The organism is Streptomyces sp. NPDC086519, from assembly GCF_040686075.1.
Taxonomy (GTDB): domain Bacteria; phylum Actinomycetota; class Actinomycetes; order Streptomycetales; family Streptomycetaceae; genus Streptomyces; species Streptomyces shenzhenensis.
In genome coordinates this window covers 1-1,569 of the sequence record NZ_JBFBJL010000167.1, presented here as the reverse complement: position 1 = coordinate 1,569, position 1,569 = coordinate 1, and the positions used below count along the sequence as shown (strand labels likewise).

The following is a 1,569-nucleotide window of genomic DNA, read 5'->3' as shown; positions in this document are numbered from 1 at the left end:
ACTCCGAGAAGTACCAGCTCAAGCCACGCGACTGGACACTCGCCGACACCGAGGGCATCGCCCCCCTCATCACCCGCCTCAACACCGTCCGGCGCAACAGCCCGGCCCTGCGGCAGCTGCGCGACATCCACTTCCACCACGCCGACAAGGAAGAGGTGATCGTCTACAGCAAGCGGAGCGGATCGAACACGGTTCTGGTGGTCGTCAACCTCGACCCCCACCACACCCAGGAGGCCACGGTCTCGTTGGACATGCCGCAACTCGGCCTGAACTGGCATGAGTCGGTGCCGGTGCGCGACGAGCTCACCGGTGAAACCTACAACTGGGGCAGGGCCAACTATGTGCGCCTGGAACCGGGTCACCGGCCCGCGCACATCCTCACCGTCCTGCGACCGTCCCCGCGGATCGGAGGGTCACCCATACAATGATCGTCAACGAACCCGTCCCGGACACCTTCGAGGACACACCCGCGAAGGACCGGGACCCGGACTGGTTCAAACGCGCCGTCTTCTACGAGGTCCTGGTCCGCTCCTTCCAGGACAGCAACGGCGACGGCGTCGGCGACCTCAAGGGCCTGACCGCGAAACTCGACTACCTGCAATGGCTCGGCGTCGACTGCCTCTGGCTGCCGCCCTTCTTCAAGTCCCCGCTGCGGGACGGCGGGTACGACGTCTCCGACTACACCGCGGTGCTCCCCGAGTTCGGTGACCTCGCCGACTTCGTGGAGTTCGTGGACGCCGCCCACCAGCGCGGCATGCGCGTCATCATCGACTTCGTCATGAACCACACCAGCGACCAGCACCCGTGGTTCCAGGAGTCCCGCAAGGACCCCGACGGGCCGTACGGGGACTACTACGTCTGGGCCGACGACGACAAGCAGTACCAGGACGCGCGGATCATCTTCGTCGACACCGAGGTCTCCAACTGGACCTACGACCCGGTGCGCAAGCAGTACTACTGGCACCGGTTCTTCTCGCACCAGCCGGACCTCAACTACGAGAACCCGGCCGTTCAGGAGGAGATCCTCTCCGCGCTCCGGTTCTGGCTGGACCTGGGCATCGACGGCTTCCGGCTGGACGCGGTGCCGTACCTCTACCAGCGCGAGGGCACCAACTGCGAGAACCTTCCCGCGACCCACGACTTCCTGAAGCGGGTGCGCAAGGAGATCGACACCCAGTACCCGGACACCGTGCTGCTGGCGGAGGCGAACCAGTGGCCGGAGGACGTCGTCGACTACTTCGGCGACTACCGCAGCGGCGGGGACGAATGCCACATGGCGTTCCACTTCCCGGTGATGCCGCGGATCTTCATGGCCGTACGCCGGGAGTCCCGCTACCCCGTCTCGGAGATCCTCGCCAAGACCCCGGCGATCCCGTCCGGCTGCCAGTGGGGCATCTTCCTGCGCAACCACGACGAGCTCACCCTCGAGATGGTCACCGACGAGGAACGCGACTACATGTGGGCCGAGTACGCGAAGGACCCGCGGATGCGCGCCAACATCGGCATCCGCCGCCGCCTCGCGCCCCTCCTCGACAACGACCGCAACCAGATCGAGCTGTTCACCGCGCT

Annotated in this window: 1 protein-coding gene and 1 pseudogene; both read left to right on the top strand. The window is 66.0% G+C overall.

Annotated elements, in window-relative coordinates; translation table 11 throughout:
• Positions 1-428, top strand: a pseudogene (locus tag AB0P24_RS47845) (alpha-1,4-glucan--maltose-1-phosphate maltosyltransferase); the annotation flags it as partial.
• A partial coding sequence (treS, locus tag AB0P24_RS47840) for a maltose alpha-D-glucosyltransferase (RefSeq protein WP_365805778.1) occupies positions 425-1,569 on the top strand: 1,145 nt, incomplete at its 3' end. The pseudogene AB0P24_RS47845 and the gene treS, both read left to right, overlap by 4 nt.